General features: G+C 73.2%; 11 protein-coding genes. 8 read left to right on the top strand and 3 right to left on the bottom strand.

The annotated features are described in order from the left end of the window. Positions 1-37: 37 nt before the first annotated feature. Complete coding sequence (gene valS / locus ACYVI6_RS04625) at positions 38-2,602, bottom strand: valine--tRNA ligase (protein WP_460445243.1); 2,565 nt, start codon at positions 2,600-2,602, stop codon at positions 38-40. A gap of 56 nt (positions 2,603-2,658) precedes the next feature. After that, positions 2,659-3,201, bottom strand: coding sequence for a hypothetical protein (locus ACYVI6_RS04620; protein WP_460445242.1), 543 nt, complete (start codon positions 3,199-3,201; stop codon positions 2,659-2,661). A 402-nt stretch (positions 3,202-3,603) separates the two neighbouring features. Between ACYVI6_RS04620 and ileS the strand changes: the two genes are divergently transcribed. Continuing rightward, a complete protein-coding gene (ileS, locus tag ACYVI6_RS04615) occupies positions 3,604-6,825 on the top strand; it encodes an isoleucine--tRNA ligase (RefSeq protein ID WP_460445241.1) in 3,222 nt (1,073 codons plus the stop codon). Here ileS and ACYVI6_RS04610 read toward each other — a convergent pair. Further along, positions 6,790-8,604: an aminotransferase class V-fold PLP-dependent enzyme gene (locus ACYVI6_RS04610; protein ID WP_460445240.1), complete on the bottom strand. Its 1,815-nt coding sequence runs from the start codon at positions 8,602-8,604 to the stop codon at positions 6,790-6,792. The genes ileS and ACYVI6_RS04610 overlap by 36 nt on opposite strands. Positions 8,605-8,872: 268 nt before the next feature. Between ACYVI6_RS04610 and ACYVI6_RS04605 the strand changes: the two genes are divergently transcribed. Genes ACYVI6_RS04605 through ACYVI6_RS04575 form a run of 7 tightly spaced genes read left to right on the top strand, consistent with a single transcriptional unit; the run spans position 8,873 to position 16,631 of the window. Continuing rightward, positions 8,873-9,865 (top strand): sugar ABC transporter substrate-binding protein, encoded by a 993-nt coding sequence (locus ACYVI6_RS04605; protein WP_460445239.1) that lies wholly within the window; start codon positions 8,873-8,875, stop codon positions 9,863-9,865. Between the two features lie 2 nt (positions 9,866-9,867). Further along, positions 9,868-11,430, top strand: a complete 1,563-nt coding sequence (locus ACYVI6_RS04600) for a sugar ABC transporter ATP-binding protein (RefSeq protein ID WP_460445238.1) — start codon at positions 9,868-9,870, stop codon at positions 11,428-11,430. Beyond that, positions 11,427-12,446, top strand: coding sequence for an ABC transporter permease (locus ACYVI6_RS04595; RefSeq protein WP_460445237.1), 1,020 nt, complete (start codon positions 11,427-11,429; stop codon positions 12,444-12,446). The genes ACYVI6_RS04600 and ACYVI6_RS04595 overlap by 4 nt, the downstream gene beginning before the upstream one ends. Next, positions 12,433-13,293, top strand: a complete 861-nt coding sequence (locus tag ACYVI6_RS04590; protein WP_284287722.1) for an N-acyl homoserine lactonase family protein — start codon at positions 12,433-12,435, stop codon at positions 13,291-13,293. Before ACYVI6_RS04595 ends, ACYVI6_RS04590 begins: the two co-directional genes overlap by 14 nt. Beyond that, positions 13,290-14,762, top strand: coding sequence for an amidase (locus ACYVI6_RS04585; RefSeq protein ID WP_460445236.1), 1,473 nt, complete (start codon positions 13,290-13,292; stop codon positions 14,760-14,762). Before ACYVI6_RS04590 ends, ACYVI6_RS04585 begins: the two co-directional genes overlap by 4 nt. Continuing rightward, on the top strand, positions 14,759-15,904 hold the full coding sequence (locus tag ACYVI6_RS04580; protein ID WP_460445235.1) for a LacI family DNA-binding transcriptional regulator: 1,146 nt from the start codon (positions 14,759-14,761) through the stop codon (positions 15,902-15,904). The genes ACYVI6_RS04585 and ACYVI6_RS04580 overlap by 4 nt, the downstream gene beginning before the upstream one ends. Further along, a complete protein-coding gene (locus ACYVI6_RS04575; RefSeq protein WP_460445234.1) occupies positions 15,894-16,631 on the top strand; it encodes an SDR family oxidoreductase in 738 nt (245 codons plus the stop codon). Before ACYVI6_RS04580 ends, ACYVI6_RS04575 begins: the two co-directional genes overlap by 11 nt. The last annotated feature ends 47 nt before the right edge of the window (positions 16,632-16,678 follow it).

Below are 16,678 nucleotides of genomic sequence, written 5' to 3'. Positions count from 1 at the left end.
GGCAGCAGAGGGGGTCTGCTTGAGGCGGACGCGCCCGCTAGCTGGTCACCTGCTCGGCCGCCAGCTCGCTCTCCGTGACGGTGACGACGTCGCCGCCGGTGACCACCTCGAGGTCGCGCACCCGGCCGGCGGCGCGCAGGTCGGCCAGGCCGGCCTGCAGCAGCCCGGCCTGCTCGGCCGGGGCGGTGACGACGGCCCGCAGCACCTCGGTGCGTTGCGACACCTTCGCGGTCGACTTCACCCCGCGCAGCCCGGCCAGCGCCTGCCCGACGGCGGGCAGCACCAGCGGGTCACCGCCCACGTTCACCTCGGCGGCGGCCGGCCAGGCGGCGCGGTGCACCGACCCGGCCTGCCACCACGACCAGGCCTCCTCGGTCGCGAACGGCATGAAGGGCGCGAAGAGCCGCAGCTGCACCGACAGCGCGACCGACAGGGCGGCCTTGGCCGACGCGGCACCGGGCCCCTCGCCATAGCCGCGTTCCTTGACCAGCTCGACGTAGTCGTCGCAGAACGTCCAGAAGAACCGCTCCGAGACCTCGAGCGCCCGGGTGTAGTCGAAGGCCTCGAACGCGGCGGTCGCCTCGGCCACCGTCTCGGCGAGCGCCGTCAGCATCGAGCGGTCGAGCTCTTCGGTGACCTGGGCGGTCTCGGCGGTCAGCGCGTCGTCACCGGCGATGTTCAGCACGAACTTGCTCGCGTTGAGCACCTTGATCGCGAGCCGGCGGCCGACCTTCATCTGGCTCTCGTCGAACGGCGAGTCCATGCCCGGGCGCGCCATCGCCGCCCGCCAGCGCACGGCGTCGGTGCCGAACCGGTCGAGGATCTCGGTGGGCACGACGGCGTTGCCCTTGGACTTGCTCATCTTCTTGCGGTCGGGGTCGACGACGAAGCCGCTGATCATCGAGCGCTTCCACGGCAGCGAGCCGTTCTCGTAGTGCGCACGCACCACGCGGGAGAACAGCCAGGTGCGGATGATCTCGTGGGCGTGGGTGTTCAGGTCCATCGGGAAGGTGCGCGCGAACAGGTCGGGGTCGCGCTCCCAGCCGCAGGCGATGTGCGGCGTCAGCGACGAGGTGGCCCAGGTGTCCATCACGTCCGGGTCGCCCACGAAGCCGCCGGGCACGCCGCGCTGGTCGGCGGTGAACCCCGGCGCAGGGTCGGAGGACGGGTCGACCGGCAGCGACGCCTCGTCGGCGACGATCGGCCGGTCGTGGACGATCTCGCCGGCGTCGTCGAGCCGGTACCAGACGGGGAACGGCACGCCGAAGAACCGCTGCCGGCTGATCAGCCAGTCGCCGTTCAGCCCGCCGACCCAGTTCTCGTAGCGGTGACCCATGAACTCCGGCGTCCAGCCGAGCTCGTGGCCACGCTCGAGGAACGTCTGCTTCAGGGCGTCGTCGCGGCCGCCGTTGCGGATGTACCACTGGCGGCTGGTGACGATCTCGAGCGGCTTGTCGCCCTTCTCGAAGAAGTTGGCCATGCGCTGCGTGGCCGTCGGCTCGCCGTCGAGGTCGCCGGTGGTGCGCAGCGCGGCCACCACGGCCTCGCGCGCGCTGAACGTCGTCTTCCCGGCCAGCTCGTCGGCGTACAGCGCGCGGCCGGCGTCGGTCGGCAGCCACTCGGGGACGTCGCGCAGGATCCGCCCGTCGCGGCCGACCACGGCCCGCGTCGGCAGCTGCAGCTCGCGCCACCACTGCACGTCGGTGAGGTCGCCGAAGGTGCAGCACATGGCGATGCCGGCGCCCTTGTCCATCTCGGCGCCGGGGTGGGGGAGCACCGGCACCTCGACCCCGAACAGCGGCGAGGTGACGGTGGTGCCGAACAGCGGCTCGTAGCGCTCGTCGTCCGGGTGGGCGATCAGCGCGACGCAGGCCGGGATCAGCTCGGGGCGGGTGGTCTCGATGTGCACCGGACCGTCGGCGCCGTGGAACGCGACCCGGTGGTAGAAGCCCGGGTACTCGCGCGCCTCGAGCTCGGCCTGCGCCACCGCCGTCTGGAACGTGACGTCCCACAGGCTGGGCGCCTCGCTCTGGTAGGCCTCGCCCCGCGACAGGTTGCGCAGGAACGCCTTCTGCGCGACCGCCCGCGAGTCGTCGCTGATCGTCTCGTACTTGGTCGACCAGTCGACGCTCAGCCCCAGCTGGCGCAGCAGCGCCTCGAACGCCTGCTCGTCCTCCTGGGTCAGCCGGGTGCACAGCTCGACGAAGTTGGGGCGGCTGACCGCCACCTGGCGCTTCGGGTCGGGCTTGGCCGGCGGCTCGAAGTCGGGGTCGTACGGGAGCGACGGGTCGCAGCGCACACCGAAGTAGTTCTGCACGCGGCGCTCGGTCGGCAGACCGTTGTCGTCCCACCCGATCGGGTAGAAGACCTGCTTGCCGGCCATCCGCTGGTAGCGCGCCACCAGGTCGGTGTGCGTGTACGAGAACACGTGCCCGACGTGCAGGCTGCCGCTCACCGTCGGCGGCGGGGTGTCGATGGAGAACACCTGCGCCCGCTCGGCCGTGCGGTCGAAGACGTAGGTGCCCTGGTCGCGCCATACCCCGACCCACCGGTCCTCGAGTCCCTCGAGGGTCGGCTTGTCGGGCACGCGCGGGCTGGTCATGCGGACGATTCTGCCAGCCCGTCGCCGGTGCCTCGTCCCGATATCCACAGGGGGGTTCAGTGCTGCAGCGCCCACAGGTCGTCGACGGCGGTCGCGGCGCGTTCCAGCGGGTCGCCCTCCGGCACGATCAGCGCGAAGACGACGACCGACAGGTGCTCCGAGGTGCGCCAGCACAGCGCCTTGCCGGGATGGAGCGCGGGCGGACCCGGCGTCCCCGGGTGCCCGAGCGCGGGGAAGCGGAGCGTCTGGGTGCAGCTGACGTCGCCGACGTGCGAGATCGGCTCGGCGGTCAGGTGCAGGTCGAAGGCGCCGGTGGCGTCGGTGCGCACGACCATCGCGTGCAGCCTGCGCATCGGGAGGGTCGCCTGCCCGTAGGCCCGACCGTCGTACGCGTTGCCCCCGGCGTCGTCCCGCACCGCCTCGCGCCAGCTGGTGGGCCCGCGCTCGGCGCTGAAGTCGCCGGCACCCGAGATCACCGGGTACCCCGCCAGCACGTCGGGCAGCACCACGGGCCTGGTGTCGTGCGGACGCAGCGCTCGCGGGGCCAGCACCGCGGCCGCCACGACGAGCAGGAGCGCACCGACGACGGCGGCCACCACGGTCCAGGGCCGTCGCCGCCGAGCGACGGGGCGCGGAGGAGGTGCTGCGACGGCTGCCCAGGCGGGTGCGGCGTCCCACGGCGCGGGCGGCTGCGTGGGGTGCGCGGTCACGTGCCGGTGTCGGCGTGCCGGTGCGGCGACTTGACCGGGTATCACCCTCGAGGTGCGCCGGTCGGTGCGGGTACCATCCTCAGCAGGCGTCGAACCGGCCATCACCGGGGAGCCTCCGGAAGAACGGGGCGCGAGCCCTCACTAGAACCGGGCGGACCGGCCCGCACCAGCAGCCGGATGACGAGCGGCCCCCTGAGACGGGGCAAGCGAGGTGGTACCGCGGTGCCGCCCGGTTCGCCGGGTGACGTCGTCCTCGCGGGCAGCGACCGACGTCCCGCGAGAGGCACCCCGATGACGTACCCCAAGGTCAGCGACGAGCACGCACCCGCGACGGTGCCGGCGTCCCCCCGCTTCCCGCAGATCGAGGAGCGCATCGGCCGGTACTGGGACGCCGACGGCACGTTCCGGGCCAGCGTCGAGCAGCGCGACGCCGGGCCCGACGGCAGCAACGAGTTCGTCTTCTATGACGGCCCGCCGTTCGCGAACGGCCTGCCGCACTACGGCCACCTGCTGACCGGGTACGTGAAGGACGTCGTGCCGCGCTTCCAGACGATGCGCGGGCGCCGCGTCGAGCGCCGGTTCGGCTGGGACTGCCACGGCCTGCCCGCCGAGGTCGAGGCCGAGAAGCAGCTGGGCATCCGCCACAAGTCCGAGATCGACGCGATGGGCGTCGCGACGTTCAACGACGTGTGCCGCTCGTCGGTGCTGACGTACACCAAGGACTGGGAGGAGTACGTCGACCGGCAGGCGCGCTGGGTCGACTTCGACAACGACTACAAGACCCTCGACACCGACTACATGGAGTCGGTCATGTGGGCCTTCAGGTCGTTGTGGGACAAGGGGTTGATCTACGAGGGCTTCCGGGTGCTGGCGTACTGCTGGCGCTGCGAGACCCCGCTGAGCAACACCGAGACCCGCATGGACGACGTCTACCGGCAGCGTCAGGACCCCGCGGTCACCGTCGGGCTGCGGCTCGAGACCGGCGAGCTGGCGATGATCTGGACGACGACCCCGTGGACGCTGCCCAGCAACCTCGCGGCTGCCGTCAACCCCGACGTCGACTACGTCGTGGTGACCGGCCCGGCCGAGGGCCCCTTCGCGGGCGAGCGCCTGGTGCTCGCCGCCGAGCGCGTCGGCCGCTACGAGCGCGAGCTCGGCCTGACGAGCGTCGCCGACGCCGAGGAGCAGGGCCGGCTGGTGCAGCGGCTGAAGGGCACCGACCTGCTGGGCCGCCGCTACACGCCGCCCTTCGACTTCTTCGTCGGCCGGGAGAACGCGCACCGGGTGCTGGCCGCCGACTACGTCACCACCGACGACGGCACCGGCATCGTGCACATCGCCCCCGCCTTCGGCGAGGAGGACAAGGTCGTCACCGACGCGGCCGGCATCGAGCCGGTCGTGCCCGTCGACAGCAAGGGCGAGTTCACCGCGGAGGTCCCGCCGTACGCCGGGATGCACGTGTTCGAGGCCAACTCCGTGATCGCGCGCGACCTGCGCGAGCGGGGGCTGCTGCTGCGGCTCGAGAGCTACGAGCACCCCTACCCGCACTGCTGGCGCTGCGGCGAGCCGCTCATCTACAAGGCGGTGTCGAGCTGGTTCGTGCAGGTCACGAAGATCAAGGACCGCATGGTCGAGCTCAACCGCGACATCACCTGGGTGCCCGACCACATCCAGGACGGCTCGTTCGGCAAGTGGCTGTCGAACGCGCGCGACTGGTCGATCAGCCGCAACCGCTACTGGGGCAGCGCGATCCCGGTGTGGAAGAGCGACGACCCCACGTACCCGCGGGTCGACGTGTACGGCTCGCTCGACGAGCTCGAGCGCGACTTCGGCGTCCGCCCCGACGACCTGCACCGGCCGTACGTGGACGAGCTGACCCGCCCGAACCCCGACGACCCGACCGGCCGCTCGACGATGCGCCGGGTGCCCGAGGTGCTCGACTGCTGGTTCGAGTCGGGGTCGATGCCGTTCGCCCAGGTGCACTACCCGTTCGAGAACCGCGAGTGGTTCGAGCACCACTACCCGGGTGACTTCATCGTCGAGTACATCGGCCAGACGCGCGGCTGGTTCTACACGATGCACGTGCTGGCCACGGCGCTGTTCGACCGCCCGGCGTTCCGCAGCGCGCTGAGCCACGGCATCCTGCTCGGCGACGACGGCCGCAAGATGAGCAAGAGCCTGCGCAACTACCCCGACGTGCGCGAGGTGTTCGACCGCGACGGCTCCGACGCGATGCGGTGGTTCCTCATGTCGTCGCCGGTGCTGCGCGGCGGCAACCTGGTCGTCACCGAGCGCGGCATCCGCGACGGCGTCCGGCAGGTGCTCATCCCGCTGTGGAACGCCTGGTACTTCTTCTCGTTGTACGCCAACGCCTTCGACGGCGGGAAGGGCTACGACGCGCAGTGGTCGACGGCCTCGACCGACGTGCTCGACCGCTACCTGCTGGCGAAGCTGCGCGGGCTGGTGACGGACGTCGGCGAGCAGCTCGAGGTCACCGACATCAGCGCGGCCTGCGCCTCGGTGCAACGGTTCCTCGACGTGCTGACCAACTGGTACGTGCGCCGGTCGCGCGAGCGGTTCTGGGGCGAGGACGACCGCTCGGCGTTCGACACGCTGTACACGACGCTCGAGGTGCTGACCCGGGTCTGCGCGCCGCTGCTGCCGCTGACGACCGAGGAGGTCTGGCGTGGGCTCACCGGCGGGCGCAGCGTGCACCTCGCCGACTGGCCGGACGCCGAGCAGCTGCCGGCCGACGACGACCTGGTGATCGCCATGGACCGCGCGCGCGAGGTCTGCTCGGTGGTGCTGGGGCTGCGCAAGGCCGAGCAGCTGCGGGTGCGGCTGCCGCTGCCATCGGTCACGGTCGTGGCCTCCGACAGCGCTGCGCTGCAGCGGTTCGCCGACCTGGTGGCCGACGAGGTGAACGTCGGCGAGGTGCGGCTCGCGGCTCCCGGCGACTTCGCCGGCGGCCTGACCAGGCGGCTCGTGGTCAACGCCCGGGCCGCCGGACCGCGGCTCGGCCGCGACGTGCAGGCCGCCATCCAGGCGAGCAAGCGCGGTGACTGGCACGAGTCGGACGGCGTGGTGACGTCAGGCGGGATCGTGCTGCAGGACGGCGAGTACACCGTCGAGCTGGTCGTCGAGGGCGACGGCGACGACGGCAGCGTCACCGGCCTGCTGCCGGGCGACGGCTTCGTGGTGCTCGACACCCGGGTGACGCCCGAGCTCGAGGCCGTCGGCCTGGTGCGCGACGTCGTCCGCGTGGTGCAGCAGGCACGGCGCGACGCCGGCTTCCACGTCAGCGACCGCATCCGGCTCACCGTCGTGGGCGAGCAGCCCGTCTGGGCGGCTCTCACCGAGCACCAGCAGCTGCTGATGGACGAGACGCTCGCCGTGCAGGCCGGGCTGGCCGCCGACCTCGACCTCCTGCCCCCGGGAGAGGGCGTGGCCGAGGCCAGCGTCGGCGACGGGCTGGCCTTACGCGTGCAGGTGGAACGCGTCGACGGCGCGTAGGTCCAGCTCGACGCCGGGCTCGCTGGTGGGCCCGGCGTCGACGGCGGCCGCGCGGTCGTCGAGCGGCGCCAGGCAGGCCGCGGGCAGCGCGAACCAGCGCAGCCGCTCGACCTCGGCGCCCAGCCGGTGCGCGAACGCCGCGCCCCCGTCGTCCGGCACGGCCGGGGCCGACAGCAGGCGGTCCAGCGCGGACGCGCGCTGGTCGACGAGGGAGCCCGGTGCGGGCGGCTGCGCGGTGGTCGGCCACCGGGGCGTGCCGTCGGCGTCGAAGGTCAGGTCCGTCAATCGCACCGGTGCCGCCGCGTCGGAGCGCCGGTGCCGCCAGCGACCCGTGGCCGGCTCGAAGGCGTAGTCGGCGAGCAGCCGGTGCCCGTGCTCGGCCACCAGGAGCACCGCCTCGAGCACGTGCTCGAGCTCCGGCGCCGACATGAGGTAGCCGAGGCTGAGCCGCACCCAGCCCGGCTTGATGCCCGAGCAGCCGTCCGTGACGACCGCGCGGTACGCCTGCGACCGCTCGTCGTCGATGCCGAGCAGCCGGTGGCCGTACGGCGCGGCGCACGAGCACCCGCCGCGGGCCTGCACGCCGAACAGGTCGCTGAGCAGGGTCACGACGAACTCGTGGTGCAGCAGCCGCCCCTCCGGGTGCCGCACGAGCAGGCTGATGACCGGCAGCCGCTCGGCGACCTGGTCGCCGAGCACCTCGATGGCCGGGTGGTCGGCCCACGCCTGCAGCGCCCGCTCGACGTGGTGCCGTTCGCGAGCGGTGATGACGTCGACGCCGATCGCCCGCTTGAGGCGGAAGGCCAGCCCGGCCCGCACCGACTCGACGATCGCCGGGGTGCCGCCCTCCTCGCGCTCGTGGGGGGAGGCCACGTAGTCGTGCTGGCTGGCGCCGACGTAGGAGACCGTGCCACCGCCCACGACCGCCGGCACCCGGTTGCGCAGCAGCGACGCGCGCACCACCAGGACGCCGGGCGTGCCGGGGCCGCCGGGCAGCTTGTGCGGGCTCATGAACACGGCGTCCTTGGCCGCGAGCGGGTCGTCGGCCGGGTGCATCTCGATCTCGGTGTACGGCGCCGCCGTGGCGTAGTCCCAGCACGCCAGCGCGCCGTACCGGTGCAGCAGCCGGCTCACCGCACGGGTGTCGGCCAGGATGCCGGTCACGTTGCTGGCGGCGGAGAACGAGCCGACGACCAGCGGACGACGTCCCGCCCGGCGCAGCTCGTCCTCCAGCCGGTCGAGGTCGACCCGCCCGGTGGCGTCCTCGGGGATCGTCACCACGTCGGCCAGCGACTCGCGCCAGGGCAGCTCGTTGGAGTGGTGCTCGTAGGGGCCGAGCAGCACGAGCGGTCGTTCGTCCGCCGGCACGTGCTGCTCGAGGTGCCACCGGTCCTCGGCCGCCGACGGGATGCGCAGGCCGAGCACCTCGACCAGCTTGTGGATCGCGGCGGTGGCGCCGGAGCCGCAGAACACCACGGCGTCGCCCGCGTCGGCACCGACCGCGGCGGCGATCTCGGCCCGGGCGTCCTCGCGCAGCAGCCCGGTCTGGGCGCCTGTGGCCGACGACTCCGTGTGGGTGTTGGCGTAGCGGGGCAGCACCTGCGCGCGGATCCAGTCCTCGACGAGGTCGATGGAGCGCCCCGTCGCCGTCCAGTCGGCGTAGACCGCGCTGCGCGCCCCGTACGGCCCGTCGAGCACCAGCCCGGCCCCGATGACGCCCTCGCGCACCCGGCGCAGCACGGGGGTCTCGGGCGGGTGGCTCTGCGTCCGGTCGGTCATCTGCTGGCTCCTGGGTCTCGCGACGTTCTCCCCGTGGTGACGATCGCGTCCGTCACCAGGTGCTACGTCGGGAGACCGGTCCCGGGTTCACCACCTCGGGCAGGCGCGTGGACGACCGGGCGACCTGAGTGGTGAAAACCATTTCACGCCGGCTCGACCACAGCCTCCAGCGGCGAACTCAAGTCGTTGCCACAGGGCCCTTGACGGCGTCGCAAGCCGTCCCTAGGTTCTGTGAAATCGATTTCTCACCACTCCCGGAGGATGGCCCATGCGGTCGAAGCTGCTCGTCGCCGGCGCGGTCGTCGCCGGTCTCGCCCTGACCGCCTGCAGCTCGGCGGCCGAGAACGCCGGGTCGGGCTCGACGCCGGCCGCACAGTCCGGCGGCAAGAAGTCGATCGGCCTCATCACGTTCTCCGGCACCGACCCCTCGGCCAACATCGTGGTCGCGTCGGCGAAGGAGAAGGCCGCCGCGCTGGGCTACGACGTCACCGTCATCGACGCGCAGGGTCAGGTCGACCAGGCCAACACCGCGATGCAGAACCTCGTGCAGCGCAAGGTGTCGGGCATCGCGGTGACCGTGTTCCCGACGTCGTCGCTGGCCGCGGGGCTGGCCGCGACGGGCCCGGCGAACGTGCCGGTGGTCAGCAGCGGCGGGGGCACGGCCCCGGGCATCGCGGTGAACGTCGACGACAGCCAGGGCGAGAAGGTCACCCAGCAGCTGATCGACGACTCGAAGGGCGCCGGCGACGTGCTGACGCTCACCTACCTCGGCGGTCGCCCGTGCCAGCTGCGGCTCGCGTCCTTCAACGAGACGGTCGCCGCGAAGGCGCCTGGCCTGAAGGTCTCGCGGCAGGCGGTGACCGTGCCGGGCCAGGTCGAGTCGGCCACCAACGCCACGCTGGCCTGGCTCGCGGCGCACCCGAAGGGCTCTGCACCGTCGTTCTCGATCTACGCCTGCTTCGACGACCCGGCGCTCGGTGCCGTCGCGGCGCTCAAGCAGACGAAGCGCGACGACGTGAAGGTGTACTCGTTCAACGGTGTCCCGCCCGCCCTGGCCGCGGTGCAGGACGGCACGATGACGGCCACCCTCTGGTTCGATCAGAGCGCCGTGGGCGGCACCCTCGTCGACGTGCTCGACAAGTCCATCAAGAACGGCGCCTCGGGCGACTCGCAGCAGGTGCCGGCGCCCTCGGTGCTGGTCACGAAGGCGAACTACGACGCGTTCGCGACGGAGCACCCGGACGCCGTCAAGGCCGGCTGATCGTGAGCCAGGCAGACGCGCCGGACCTCGGCGGCGCCCCCGTCGTCGAGGTCCGTGACGTCAGCAAGCGCTTCGGGGCGATCGCCGCCCTGACCCAGGTGTCGGCCGCCTTCCGGCCGGGCGAGGTGCACGGTCTGGTCGGCGCGAACGGCGCCGGCAAGTCGACGCTCATCAAGGTGCTCTCCGGCGCGCACGTCCCCGACGAGGGGCAGGTGCTGGTCGACGGCACCCCGGTGGCCCTGGGCTCGCCCCAGGCGGCGCACGACCTGGGACTGGCGTTCATCCACCAGGAGCTCTCCCTGGTACCGAAGTTCTCGGTGCTGCAGAACATGGCGCTCGGGCAGTGGGACCGCGGCCCGGCCCGGCTGCTGACCTGGCGGGCGCTGCGCACCCGGGCGAAGGAGGTGCTCGGCACGCTCGGGCTCGAGGTGCCGCTCGACACCCCGGCCGAGCACCTGTCGATCGCCGACGCCTGGCTGGTCAGCATCGGGCGCGCGCTGGTGCACCGGGCGCGGCTGGTGGCGATGGACGAGCCGAGCGCGTCGCTGTCGGCGCAGGAGTGTCGTCGGCTGTTCGGCGTCGTGCGGCAGCTCGCCGCCGGGGGCGTGAGCGTGCTCTACGTGTCGCACCGGCTCGACGAGGTGGTCGACCTGTGCCAGACGGTCACCGTCTTCCGCGACGGCCGGGTGGTCGAGCGGCTCGAGGGTGCGGCCATCACCCGGCCCGCCCTGGTGCGCGGCATCGTCGGTGGCGAGCACGTCCCGGCGGCCGCGGAGGCGTCCGGCCGCGCCCCGGCGGCCGACGTCGAGCCCGCCCTGCGGGTGCGCGGGTTGCAGCGGGCCCCGCTGGTGCGCGGGGTCGACCTCGACGTGCTGCCCGGGGAGGTCGTCGGCCTGACCGGACTGGTGGGCAGCGGCCGCACCGAGGTCGCGCGGATGGTCTTCGGCGCCGACCAGCCCGACGCCGGCGCCATGTGGATCGACGGGCGCCGGCACGCCCCGCGCGACGTGGTCGCCGGCATCCGGGCCGGGGTGGCCCTGGTGCCCGAGGAACGCCGCTCGCAGGCGCTCTTCCTGCAGCGCAGCATCGACTTCAACGTCAACCTGCCCACGATGGCCAGCACCCGCACCGGGCCGCTGCGCCTGCTCTCGCCGCGCCGGCGCCGCGACCGGGCGGAGGGCATGGTGCGCCAGCTGCGGATCAAGACGCGTTCCACGCAGGAGCCCGTGCAGCACCTGTCCGGCGGCAACCAGCAGAAGGTCGTCATGGCCAAGTGGCTGGTCGGGTCGTGCCGCGTCCTGCTGCTCGACGAGCCGTCGCGCGGGGTCGACGTCTCGGCACGCACCGAGATCTACCGCGTCATCCGCGAGCAGGCGGCCGCCGGCACGGCGGTGCTCGTCATCTCCTCCGAGTACGACGAGCTGGTCGGCTGCGACCGCGTCGTCGTGCTGCGCGAGGGCCGCGTCACCGCCGACATCCCGGCGGCGGAGCTCACCGAGTCCGCCGTCCTCACCGCGTCGTTCGCCGAGCCGCCGCCCGTCGACCACACCCAGGAGAGCGCATGACCCAGACCACGACGTCGACCGCAGCCGGCGCCGCCGTCGCCGAGCCGGTGTCCGCGCGCTCGCCCGGCAAGGTGGCGCTGGCCGTGGCCGGCAAGTACGGCACGATCATCGGGCTGGCGGTGATGATCGTCGCGCTGTCGATCGCGGCGCCGGGCACGTTCCTGTCGGTCTCGAACTTCACCAACGTGCTGACGCAGAACAGCCTCATCGCCATCGTCGCGTGCGGCCTCACCCTGCCGCTCGTGGTCGGCGAGTTCGACCTGAGCATCGGGTACCAGGCCAGCTTCGCCGGCGTCCTCTGCGTCGGCCTGATGAGCGACCAGGGCCAGCCGCTGTGGCTCGCCGTCGTGGTCGGCCTGCTCGTCGGGGTGGTCGCGGGCCTGGTGAACGGGCTGCTGGTCACCGTGCTCGACGTGAACGCGCTCATCGCGACGCTGGGCATCGGCACGGTCATCGTCGGCGTCAACTACGCGTACACCGGCGGCATCCCCAAGACGCTGGTGGGGCACCCGCACTTCCTCGACCTCGCGCTCGGCAAGGTCGCCGGCATCCCCAACCCGATCGTCTTCATGGCGCTCGCGGTCGGCCTGCTCTGGCTGCTGCTCAACCGCACCGTGCTGGGTCAGCAGATGCAGGCCGTCGGCGGCAACGCCGAGGCGGCACGGCTGTCCGGGGTGCGCGTGCAGCGGGTGCGGGTGTGGGCCTTCGTCATCGCCGGCCTGATGGCCGCGGTGGGCGGCGTGCTGCTGTCGTCGCGGGTGGGCAGCGGCCAGCTGACGGCCGGCGACGCCTACCTGCTGAACTCGTTCGCCGCGGTGTTCCTCGGCTCGGCCGCCCTGCGCGACGGCGAGTTCCACATCCTCGGCACGCTCATCGGCGTGCTGACCGTCGGGTTCGGGTACAACGGGTTGGCGATCCTCGGCGCGCCGACGTTCTTCCAGTACATCTTCAGCGGCGGTCTGCTCGTGGTCGCCGTCGCCCTGAGCACCGTTGCGAGGCGCTATGCACGTCGTTGACCGCCCCACCCCGCCACCCGTCGTCACCGACGACGTCGCGCGGCACCGGGAGAAGGCCCCGCGCTACCGCGTCACCGCCGTCAACGTCGGCAACATGCGCGTCGACGCCTCGGAGATGTCGTACGGCAAGTCCTTCGGTACGAAGGTCGACATCCCGGTGTGGTGCGCGGCCATCGAGGGTGGCGGCCGCCGGGTGATCGTCGACACCGGCATCAGCGACCCGCAGTGGACGGCGCGGCTGATGTGCCCCACCTGGCAGGCGCCCGAGCAGACGATCGACGGCGCGCTCGACCGGCTCGGCTGGTCGCGCTCGTCGGTCGACGTCGTGGTGAACACGCACCTGCACCACGACCACTGCGCCAACAACTCCGCCTTCCCGAACGCCGAGTTCTTCGTGAGCCTCGCCGAGTGGGAGTTCGCGCAGGCGCCGATCGCGACGCAGCGGGTGCTCTACAACGAGTCGTGGCTCAACCACCCGCTCGGCCTGTTCGACTACACGCTGGTCGACCGCGACCACTTCGACGTCGCGCCCGGGCTGCGGCTGGTGCGCACGCCCGGTCACACGCCCGGTCACCAGTCGCTGCTGGTGCAGACCGACGACGGCGTGCTGTGCGTCAGCGGCGACGCGGTGAACAGCCGCGAGAGCCTGGCCGACGGCACGCCGTGCGGCCTGCTCTGGTCGACCGAGCACGGCATCGAGAGCGTGGCCCGCATCCGCGACCTCGCCGACGCCGTGCTCATGTCGCACGACACGCAGGTGACGCCCTTCCAGGAGGGCGGCTTCCCGCGAACCGAGGCGCTGCAGGCGGCCGAGACCGCCGCGGCCCGCCAGGAGGAGGACGCATGAGCGAGCCGTCGTTCGAGTCCGCGACGGCGCTGGCCGCGCGGCTGCGCAGCGGTGAGACGACCGCGGTGGAGGTGGCCGAGGACTGCCTGCGGCGCATCGACGCGGGCAACACGCAGGTGAACGCGTTCACCGTCGTCACCCACGACCTGGCGATGCAGCAGGCCCGCGACCGCGACCGCGCACTGGCCGCGGGCGCTCCGGTCGGCCCGCTGCACGGCGTGCCGGTCGCCATCAAGGACCTCTTCGACCTGCGCGCCGGCGTGCCGGGCACCTTCGGGTCGGTGCCGCTCAAGGGTTTCACCCCCGACACCACCACCTCGTACGTGCAGCGGCTGGAGGACGCCGGCGCGGTGATCGTCGGCAAGACGAACGCGCCGGAGTTCGGGCACAAGGGCGTCACCGACAACCTGGTGAGCGGCCCGACGCGCAACCCGTTCGACCTGACGCGCAACGCCGGCGGCTCGTCTGGCGGAGCCGCCGCGGCCGTGGCCGCCGGGCTGGTGCCGCTCGCCCAGGGCACGGACGGCGGCGGCTCGGTGCGCATCCCAGCCGCCTGGTGCGGGCTGTTCGGCATCAAGCCGAGCTTCGGGCGGGTGGCCGAGGTCGCCCGACCCGACGCCTTCATCTCGTCGAGCCCGTTCGTCAGCGCCGGCCCGCTGGCCCGCTCGGTCGGCGACGCCGCCCTCATGCTGTCGGCCATGGCCGGGCCGCACCCGCGCGACCCGTTCAGCCTGCCGGCGTCCCCGGTCGACCTCGCTGCGCTGCCGGCCGACCCGGCGTCGGTGCTGCGGGGACTCCGGGTGGCCTGGAGCCCCGACCTCGGCGGCTTCCCGGTCGACCCGCGGGTCGCTGCGGTCGCCGCCCGTGCGGTCGAGGCGATGGCGGCCGCGGGTGCGCGGGTGGAGCAGGTCGACGTGCGGCTGCCCGCCGACCAGCAGGAGCTCGCCGCGCTCTGGAACCGGCTCATGGGGGTGCTCTACGCCGACAGCCTCGAGGGGGTGAAGGCGTGGGGGTTCGACCTGGTGCGCGACCACCTCGACGAGCTCAGCCCGGCGTTCCGCGACATCGTGCTCGGCGCGCTCGACCGCAGCGCGATGCAGGCGCGCGCCGACGAGCGGTTGCGCAGCCTCGTGCTCGACGCCGTCGCCGACGTCCTGCAGGGTGTCGACGTGCTCGTCACCCCCACGCTCGCCGTGCTGCCCGTCGCGAACCGCGACGACGGCACCACCACCGGTCCCAGCGAGGTCGGCGGCGTGCCCGTCGACCCGTCCATCGGGTGGTGCCTGACGTACCCGTTCAACTTCACCGGTCACCCCGCCGCCTCGGTCCCCGCCGGTCTCGCCGACGGGCTGCCCGTCGGCCTGCAGGTGGTCGGGCAGCGGCACGACGACGCAGGCGTGCTCGCGGTCGGTGCGGCGCTCGAGGCGGTGCTGCCCTGGGCCACCACCTACCCCGGTGCCGGGGCGTGAGCGCCGACCGCCGGCCGGGAGACGGCCCGGTGACCATGGCCGACGTCGCCAGGCTGGCCGGCGTCTCACCGGCCACGGTGTCCCGGTACCTGAACGGCGGCAAGGTCGGCGAACGGATCGGCGAGGACGTGCGGCGCGCGGTCGACCAGCTCGGCTACCGGCCGAACCTCGTCGCCCGCGGTCTGCGCAAGCAGGTGGCCAGCGTGTGGGCGTGCGTCATCCCCGACATCGAGAACCCGTTCTTCACCTCGATGGTGCGCGGCGTCGAGGACGTCGCCCGGCCGCTGCGCTACTCCGTGGTGCTCGCCAACACCGACGAGGACCCCGCCACGGAGGCCGACTACCTGCAGATGGTGGTGGCGCAGCGGATGGCCGGGGTGATCATCTCGCCGACCCGGCAGAGCACCGACGTGTCGCACCTGCAGCAGGCCGGCATCCAGGTGGTGTGCGTCGACCGCGAGGTGTCGCAGCCCACGGACGCCGTGCTGGTCAACAGCGCTGCCGCCGCGCGGCAGGCCACCGAGCACCTGATCGCCGCCGGCTGCACCCGGATCGCGTGCGTCACCGGCCGGGCCGACACCACCGTCGGCGCCGAGCGGCTGCGCGGCTACCGCGAGGCGCTGCTGGCGGCCGGGCGCCGGCTCGACGGGCAGCTCGAGCACCACTGCGACTTCCACGCGGAGTCGGCGCACGCCGCGACGTCCTCGCTGCTGCGGCTGCCCGAGCCCCCCGACGGCATCTTCGTGGCGAACAACCAGATGACCCTCGGCGTGCTGCGGGCCCTGCAGGAGGCCGGGCAGCGCGTGCCGCAGGACGTCGCCGTCGCCGGCTTCGACGACCTGCCCTGGTGGGCGCTCTCGGCGCCCACCGTCACCGCGGTCGCCCAGCCGACCTACCAGATGGGTCGTGCGGCGGGCGAGATGCTCGCCGCCCGGCTCGCGGGCGACCGGCAGCCGCCGCGCGCCCGTTACCTCGACGCGGTGCTGGTGCGCCGCCAGAGCTCCCGGCTCGGCGGGGTGGTCGACGCGCCCGACCTCGCGCTGCCGCCGCTGCCCGTCACCGCGGGCTTCGCGCCGTCCACCACGCCGTCCACCACGTCCTCAGCCACGCCGTCCACCACAGGAGCCCCGCATGCCCGTTGAGACCCGAGACCTGACCGGCACCGTCGTCGCCGTCACCGGCGCCACCTCCGGCATCGGGCAGGCGACCGCCCGGCTGCTCGTCGAGCACGGGGCACGGGTGGCCGTGCAGGCGCGCCGGGCCGAGCAGCTGCAGCTGCTGGTCGACGAGCTCGGGGCCGACCGCGCCGTCGCGGTGCCGGGCGACGTGCAGGACCCCGCCAGCGCCGAGGCGCTCGTCGCCGGTGCCGTCGAGGCGTTCGGACGCCTCGACAGCGTCGTGGCGAACGTCGGCATCGGCGCCTACGGCGGCATCCTCGACGCCAGCGACGACGACGTGACGACCATGCTGCGCACCAACGTCGACAGCAGCGTCTGGGCCCTGCGCTCGGCCGTGCGCCGGTTCCGTTCCCAGGGCGACGGCGGCGACGTCGTCGTCATCAGCTCGGTCGCCGGGCTGCGCGGCGGCGGGAACGAGGCGGTCTACGCCGCGACGAAGTTCGCCCAGGTCGGCCTGGCCGGCTCGCTCGACCGCGAGGTGCGCGAGGAGGGCATCCGGGTCAGCACCATCTGCCCGGCCGGCGTCGAGACCGGCTTCGCGATCGGCGCGGGCCGCACCGAGGGCGACCCCGCCCTGGCCGACTTCCTGCGCGCCGACGACGTCGCGCACTGCGTGGTGACGGTGCTGGAGCAGCCGCGCCGGCTGCGCACGACGCTGTGGGCGCTGTGGAGCATGGCCGAGCCGAGCTGACCCGGGGCCGCGCCGGGCCACGCCGGGAGGCGCCGGGAGGCCGGGTC

This window comes from Angustibacter aerolatus (assembly GCF_054776675.1).
Note: the sequence above shows the minus strand (reverse complement) of the source record. Positions and strands in the feature narration are given on the sequence as shown.

Bases quoted from the DNA above. Each gene is read 5' to 3' on its own strand.
- valS (WP_460445243.1), bottom strand. From the start codon at position 2,602: ATGACCAGCCCGCGCGTGCCCGACAAGCCGACCCTCGAGGGACTCGAG.
- ileS (WP_460445241.1), top strand. From the start codon at position 3,604: ATGACGTACCCCAAGGTCAGCGACGAGCACGCACCCGCGACGGTGCCG.
- ACYVI6_RS04610 (WP_460445240.1), bottom strand. From the start codon at position 8,604: ATGACCGACCGGACGCAGAGCCACCCGCCCGAGACCCCCGTGCTGCGC.
- ACYVI6_RS04605 (WP_460445239.1), top strand. From the start codon at position 8,873: ATGCGGTCGAAGCTGCTCGTCGCCGGCGCGGTCGTCGCCGGTCTCGCC.
- ACYVI6_RS04595 (WP_460445237.1), top strand. From the start codon at position 11,427: ATGACCCAGACCACGACGTCGACCGCAGCCGGCGCCGCCGTCGCCGAG.
- ACYVI6_RS04590 (WP_284287722.1), top strand. From the start codon at position 12,433: ATGCACGTCGTTGACCGCCCCACCCCGCCACCCGTCGTCACCGACGAC.
- ACYVI6_RS04585 (WP_460445236.1), top strand. From the start codon at position 13,290: ATGAGCGAGCCGTCGTTCGAGTCCGCGACGGCGCTGGCCGCGCGGCTG.
- ACYVI6_RS04575 (WP_460445234.1), top strand. From the start codon at position 15,894: ATGCCCGTTGAGACCCGAGACCTGACCGGCACCGTCGTCGCCGTCACC.